Consider the following 7,144-nt stretch of genomic DNA (forward strand, 5'->3'; position numbering starts at 1 on the left):
TCAGTCCCTAGAAAGGGATTTTGATGCTTGAGAGGCAGCTAAACCACAAACTTAATCAGGAAATGCTGCACTTTCAGTCCCTAGAAAGGGATTTTGATGCTTGAGAGGGGATGCAGTTTTATTCCCCTCGGTCGAATCAAACTTTCAGTCCCTAGAAAGGGATTTTGATGCTTGAGAGCAACTTGCACCCAAATCATGTCAGTCATTCTTAACTTTCAGTCCCTAGAAAGGGATTTTGATGCTTGAGAGGGAAGACGCTCTCAATGATATGGGGGGTTCAACCCGCTTTCAGTCCCTAGAAAGGGATTTTGATGCTTGAGAGACCGCCGCTGAAATCACTGGAACCGTAAGGCTTTGTAGACTACTTTTGGCAAACCTAGCGAATATTGAATTTTCTAGGTGCTCCGCTAACGTAAGAATGCGGATCGTAGAGGTGTTTTAGAAAGTCTCGCTAGGGGTTCGGCAAAAATCCCGAAAAAGGGGGACTGTGGATAGATCCTATCCAGATGAAATGTAATTTTTCTTTCTGCTTCATAGACAGGATCAAAATCTTATCTCCACAGACTTAACGTTCCCGATCAAAGTCAGGTAGGCGATTAATCGCAATATATATTTTATTACAATTTGCCTTTCTGTTTGATATTTTTCGCTGCATTGACATCGGCATTTTCACTGTGACCACATTTCACACAGGTAAAGTCCGATTGACTCTTTCTATTTTTTGCATCGACATGACCACATTGTGAGCAAGTTTGGCTGGTGTATTTAGGGTCGATCCGCTTAAATACTCTCCCTTTTGCTGCTGCTTTTTCTTCGATCATGGTGATGAGCTGACCCATGCCAGTATCAGATAAAGCTCGGTTGAGACCTTTTTTCTGGGATTGTTTATTGTGTTCATAACCTTTGCCATCTTTGCGCTCTATTGGCTTTGAGCGTTTTCGCATATTTTGATGCTGTAGATCTTCTACATAAATTTCTCCAAATTTTTCAGTTGCAAAAGTCGAAATTTTGTGGGCATATGCTTTGCGCTGGCGACGAATTTTTTCGTGGAGTTTTTTGATTTTTGCTTGGGTTTTTTCCCAGTTTTGGGTTTTCCCATTATTCATATGAAATTGACGAGAAGCTTTTTGTTGTAAGCGTTTAAGTTTTATGAGATTTTTCTTGAGTGGTTCTGGATTTTCGATGTGATTGCCGACATCATCGGTGAGTAAATGTTTTACGCCTGCATCTAAGCCGGCTGATATGTTTGATGTTTTGATCGCTTCTTTTGGGAAACGTCCACAGAGAAAGATGTACCATCCGGAGGGTTCTTTTTTAATGATGTAGTTACGTACATTGCTAGTGCTTTTAGCCCAACGGTGCTCTAATCCTTTGGCTTTGACTGTACCTAGTTTGGGTAACTTTAGATAGTCGCCACCGACAAGTTTTGCGTCGCCACTTTGATAATTTGTGGTGGATTGCATTGGATTACGATGGCCTTTAAAACGAGGTCTTTTTCGCTTGCCTTTTTTATATTCTTTCCATGCTGTTGCCAAAATTTTCAATGTCCCTGTCATATGTTTTTGGGGACAAGAGGTAATGAGTGCTACATCAATGTATGCGCCATTTGGAGGATTTTGTTTGGGTAATTTTTGATAGCCACACCATTTGACTAAGGAGTATTCGGAATCTTGGTCGAGTTGTGGTTTTTTGTACTGTCGAGGAAGGGGACAGGATGAGTTTGGGCGACGTTTTGTCCCAACTTTGGCGATGGGGACAGGAATGTATTTTTTTCGTAGTGGGTCTTTATTTGGGAGAGATTCTAAGATGTGAGGCGATCGCCAATCTTGGTTGGAGGTGATCGGTCGCCAAATGTAATCCCAAGGTAAAGGACAACAGGGGGCAATCCCTTTATCGATTTTGTTGTAGGCGGCAAAAGTCTCAAATTCGAGTAGCAAAGATAAACCAATATTCCAGATTTGCTGCTGTGCTCTAAGCCAGTTTTCTAGTTGTTCTTGCTGTGATGATGTGGGGTAAAGCTTGAATTCTAATAACTTTACGTCAAAATTATCGGTGCTCATGGAATTTTAGTTCAATCGTTTCATTTTTGTTTGACAAAATACATTGCAATTTACTAATGACGAGCCATTATTATTAGTGTTTTTAACAAACTCTAGAGCAATATTATATGAACAAGTAGAGGCGATCGCCTAAGTTTCAAGTTCTTCTAGTTCTAAGATAATGTCTTCATAAATATCGTTCACCGCACAGATGAATTCTAGACTAGGAATAGTCAAAGATTCGTCTTTTCCATAATCGCTATAGCCCCATATTTTGCCTTCCTGCCGTTGAAAAAGTTCTACGGAAATTCTTCTAGAATCTAGCAAAATATATTCATTTAAGCTGGGAATTTGGCGATAGAGTTTTAGTTTCCTACCTTTGTCATAGTTGGCAGTACTCGGTGAAAGTACTTCAACAATAGTTGAGGGATATTGAATCCATTTTTTTGAGCGTTTATCTTCTGGATGACAACTGATTACTAGATCTGGGTAAAAGTAGCGTCGATTTGCCTTGCCCTGAACTTTTGCATCAGCCACATTAATACGACACCCTCGTTTTTTTAAGTGAGGATAAAGCATTCGATAGAGATTTAAAGCAATGTCATTGTGATCCAGAGATCCCCCTGTCATCGCAATAATTTCGCCGTCAATGTACTCATACTTAAACTCCTGTTGTTCTTCCCACGCGTGATATTCGTCGGCAGTGAGATTTTGGGGTGGGAATTTAGGTTCAGCGATCATCGACTTTTAGAACACAAATATCTTGCTTCTTTATTGTATTCACTATCCTTTAGCTTCTTGCGTTTGCTCTAGTTTTTTCGCTTGACGGCGTTTCCAGAAGAAAAATCCAAGAGTAATTAGCACGATGAGATTACCAATAATATGGCTCGGCTCTGGCACATCTTGGCTATTGCTCTGGCTGGATTGACTCGGTGCAACATTTTTCGCGATAGGTGCTGAAGTCGGTATTGGGGCTTGGTAGGTGATTGGTTGAGTCACTGCTGATTCTGCTGCGACATCTCCTGCGATATTGGGTGATGCTGTGGTTTCTAATTCCAAGCCTTCCGGTGTTTCGAGGGGGACTTCCTCGGTAAAGGTTTGAGCATCAGGATTGACTCGCACTTCATCGCTCACTGCCACAAAGGATGTGTAGTCGGAAACTAGGCGATAATCCAATGCCGTTTCGGTCACGGTATTTACGCCTTCGGTGGTCTCCATCCAATACATATCGTTCATGTATTCTTTGATTTTTGCCCGACCCCATAGCTGGGCGATCGCCCCATTACCTTGCACTTGATCGAAGTTGACATCAAAGACTTTTTCGTAGGGTTTACCGCCTGCCATTGTGCCTGTAATTTTTAGCTGACCGTTTTGGCGATCGCCTTTTCTGCCGTGGATCACTAGTGGTTGATTGTCATAGAGATCGGGCATATGCTCTGGATAAATTTCGGGGCGATCGCCACCACCAACCCAACTCACTTCAACGTTTGTGAGCACTGGATTTTCAATTTCTTCAAAAAATTCTGCCACAACTTCCTGCGGGTCATCCTGCTCCGGAATAATCTCCGATTCGCCCCGACCCACTTCCGCTAAACGATTAATTAAAAAGTGATTGGTGGAGTGACCAACCCCAAACGTAAAAATACGATTGCCGGGTTTTAATTGATTTTCGATCATGCCGACAATGGTGCGGTCATCGCCAATGAGACCATCAGTGAGCAACACAATCGTCCGTAATCTGCCATCCTCGGTCTCTGGAAAATTGACCACTTCATTAATGCCATTCATTAACTCCGTACCACCACCAGCATTGATTTCACTTACATAATTAAGTGCCTTTTTACGATTCTCCTCCGTGTTAGCTAAAGGTTGCTCAGATAGTTTTTTGGTCACACTAGAAAAATCAATAATCGTAAAAGTATCTTGCGGATTTAAACCCTGAATAAAGTGTTGCATTAAAGCTTTTGATTGGGCGATCGCCGCGCCTCTTTGGGAACCGGAAGTATCCATCAAGAAAACCACATCTTTTGGGACAACTTCTTCGGTTTGGTACTCCACTGCCGGGATTAAATAGGTCGCAAAATGTCCGCCCCGTTGATCAGCCTGAGCGAGCATTGTCGATTGGGTTTCTTTGCCTGTCACTTGATAGCGAACAATTAAATCTTTATTGGGAATTTCATCATTATTTGCCAAAGAAATGGCTGTACTGCCACTCAGAGCTTGGGTTTTTATTTCGTGGGTGGGCGACGTTAAATTCTGGATCGGAACGCCTGCATCAATTTCTAGATTGACATTAATATCCTGACCTGAACGGCTTTGGGGTACATTTTTTTGTTGAGCTAAACCGCCAATACTTGAGGCTTGAATATTGCCATCACCGTAACGGGGAGCCACCACCATCGGGAAAATAAATTCGTAATCTTCCCCTTCAAATTTCAGGCTATTGCTGTAGCGAATGGTCACTTCAATTTCTTCGCCGGGCAAAATATTTGCCAATGATTGCGTGAAAATATTGTCCCGTTCTTGTTCGAGCAGGGCTGCTGTTTTGCCATCATCTTTGGCCTCTTCGTAAATGGCTTCCGCTTCTTCGGCGCGTTTAATCACACCACGAATGGTTTCGTCGCCAATTTTGATTTCCATATCGTCCACTGCCGCATCATCAGGCAACGGAAATTTGTAGATTGCTTCGAGGGGTTTATCGTAGGGGTTGGCAAAGGTTTGGACGACTTCTACCTCGGCAATATTTCCCGATACTTTCGCATCAACGTCGGTATTTTTGAGGGTTAAATTTTGCTCCTCGCCGTCAATGGTGGCGTACAAACCTCCGTAAACGGGCTGGGTATCGGGCTGATTAGGATTTTGAAGAACGACGGACGGATTTAGTTTTTGGCGAATCGGTTCTAGCAAAGCATTACAGCCCACCACACTTAACCCCAGCAATAATGAGGCGGCGATCGCCTTTTTTACGGGAGACTTTTTCCGTTTAGCGGGGGCATGAAGATCTTCTAAAACATCATCGGCACGTTGATAACGACGGTTGGTTGCCGGTTCGAGAAGCTTGTTGAGAATGCCTGTTAATTTCGGGTCAAATTTCTTATCGACAAAATCCTGCCAGACCCATTTGTTGTCGCCCGTGTCGAGTAAATCAAAGGGGGCGATCGCCGTGAGGAGATGGATGCAAGTAACTCCGAGACTATAGAGATCGCTCGCAAAAGTTGCCTTGCCCCGCACCTGTTCTGGCGCGATAAATGCGGCGGAACCGATAACCGTTCCCGTTTTACCTAAAGTCGTTTCCGTGGCATGTTTTGATGCGCCGAAATCTACTAAAACTAACGTTGATTTTTCTACTGCGTTGGTGGGAGTGCGGCGAATAATATTTTCCGGTTTAATATCACGATGGATCACTTGGTGGCGATGGATCATCCGCAATACGGGCAATAATTCCTTTAATAAATGAGTAATATCTGCCGCCGTAAATTTGCCCATTTCTTTTAATTCTTGGGCGAGGTTTTTACCATCGATAAATTCTTGGACTAGATATTGGCGATCGCCAGCCTGAAAATAACCGTAGAGCGTTGGAATTTGGTTGTGATTACCGAGACTTTGTAGTCGTTTTGCTTCCTGCTCGAATAGCTCAATGGCTTTCTCCTTAGCCTGCACCTGCTGCGGTAAAAACTGCTTAATCGCGCAACATTTTTGCTGGGGATGCTCTTGATCAATCGCCTTAAACGTCCGCCCAAATCCCCCTTGCCCCAATAATTCGATCAGCCGATATCGTCCCTCTAAAAGAAGATTTTCGCCGCAATTTTGGCAATCAATCGTAGTTAAATCATTTTGGGGATTCGTACATTGCGGGTTAGGGCAGAGGCTAAACTCAGACATGGTTCGTCACAGATTGCTATCGTTCTGGCTTCATCCTAAAAGGCGATCGCCCCCGTTCCCGCGACGTTACCAATACTGAAACCTTCTCCGAAAAGCACCATCCGAGTTCGGCGATCGCGACGTTGTGATTGCGCGAGATGATTACATGAAAAAACATACTTCACACCACTGACTACTACCTAGACATCCCACGAAAACCACTGCAAACCAATCACTTTTAGATATTTGTAAAGAAATATAAATCAAAATCTCTAACTAAAGAAAGAGCCTCTTCCCTTCCGTAATCCAGTCCTTTAGAGAGAGTAAGAAAAAAGAAATATGCATCAAGTGACTGAGACAAAAATGTGTCGATTGAGCCAAGAATAAAAAGACTAAATTTACTAATATTGTTGGTAGTTAATTGGAAAAAAGCGACTTTTTCGAGAGTCTGTCTCAACAGTATAGGCCTTCAAAAAATAAATCACCGATTTATACAAACAGAGTATAGATCAAATGTGTGAAAACTTTTCAAATAAGCAAAGATACTTCTCGGAAACCATCACAATTAGTAAAAAGGTAACAATATGATTAATATAATTGCTTGGATTATTTTGGGTTTATTAGCCGGGGCGATCGCCAAAGCCATTTACCCCGGACACCAAGGCGGCGGTGTTTTCGCGACCACATTCCTCGGTATTATCGGTGCTTTCCTTGGGGGCACAGTCGTAACATTTTTACAGAGCGGACAGTTTTCTCTAGCAGGAGCATCCCTCAGTATTCCCGGCTTATTTGTGGCAGTTCTTGGTGCAATGTTAGCAATCTTTCTCTGGGGTCTTATTAATAAAGAAGCTTAGATTGCTTATTTTTCCATCCTAAAAAATATCAAACAAATTGAACGAAGCCGTCTCAAGATCAGTTTAATCAAATTGGGAAAACATGAAAAAAGGTAGCCGGTATGTCAGGAATATTTATTAAAACAACAGTCACCAAATTTATTTTTAAAGCTGGACTATCGTCTTAACTTTTAAAAAGCAGATTTTGACATAACTATGTTTTACTCTGTTGGATAATCAGTCATTTTTAGAACAATTAGAGTAGATGGTTTTTAGGGGGCGATTCTGTCATGATGGTGGCGATCGCCTTTTTTATTGCACCAATGACATTGCAGACAGTTTTTGTCGATTACAACCTCAGTACAGGACAAAACTGGAAAAAAGTAGGAGGAGAGGGTTTGATAGAAATTA

The 7,144-nt window shown here is 42.4% G+C and carries 5 protein-coding genes and 1 CRISPR repeat array (1 of these 6 running past the window's edge); of the genes, 1 reads left to right on the forward strand and 4 read right to left on the reverse strand.

Annotation, left to right across the window (positions count from 1 at the left end; genetic code table 11):
- A CRISPR array of direct repeats spans positions 1–322; the repeat unit is 37 nt; unit sequence CTTTCAGTCCCTAGAAAGGGATTTTGATGCTTGAGAG; it begins 5,531 nt to the left of the window's first position.
- A gap of 295 nt (positions 323–617) precedes the next feature.
- The 4 genes from c2c8 to NIES208_RS19740 all read right to left on the reverse strand — a co-directional run bounded on the left by c2c8 (position 618) and on the right by NIES208_RS19740 (position 6,085).
- On the reverse strand, positions 618–2,060 hold the full coding sequence (c2c8, locus tag NIES208_RS15530) for a type V CRISPR-associated protein C2c8 (RefSeq protein ID WP_075893894.1): 1,443 nt from the start codon (positions 2,058–2,060) through the stop codon (positions 618–620).
- Between the two features lie 129 nt (positions 2,061–2,189).
- Entirely contained in the window at positions 2,190–2,780 is a 591-nt protein-coding gene (locus tag NIES208_RS15535; protein ID WP_075893895.1) for a Uma2 family endonuclease, read from the reverse strand.
- 42 nt (positions 2,781–2,822) lie between these two features.
- Complete coding sequence (locus NIES208_RS15540; RefSeq protein WP_075893896.1) at positions 2,823–5,921, reverse strand: protein kinase domain-containing protein; 3,099 nt, start codon at positions 5,919–5,921, stop codon at positions 2,823–2,825.
- A gap of 35 nt (positions 5,922–5,956) precedes the next feature.
- On the reverse strand, positions 5,957–6,085 hold the full coding sequence (locus NIES208_RS19740; protein ID WP_282956503.1) for a hypothetical protein: 129 nt from the start codon (positions 6,083–6,085) through the stop codon (positions 5,957–5,959).
- 402 nt (positions 6,086–6,487) lie between these two features.
- On the opposite strand from NIES208_RS19740, the gene NIES208_RS15545 reads away from it, so the two are divergent.
- Positions 6,488–6,754 (forward strand): GlsB/YeaQ/YmgE family stress response membrane protein, encoded by a 267-nt coding sequence (locus tag NIES208_RS15545; protein ID WP_075893899.1) that lies wholly within the window; start codon positions 6,488–6,490, stop codon positions 6,752–6,754.
- Positions 6,755–7,144: the final 390 nt, after the last annotated feature.

It is taken from the genome of [Limnothrix rosea] IAM M-220 (assembly GCF_001904615.1).
Classification (GTDB): domain Bacteria; phylum Cyanobacteriota; class Cyanobacteriia; order Cyanobacteriales; family MRBY01; genus MRBY01.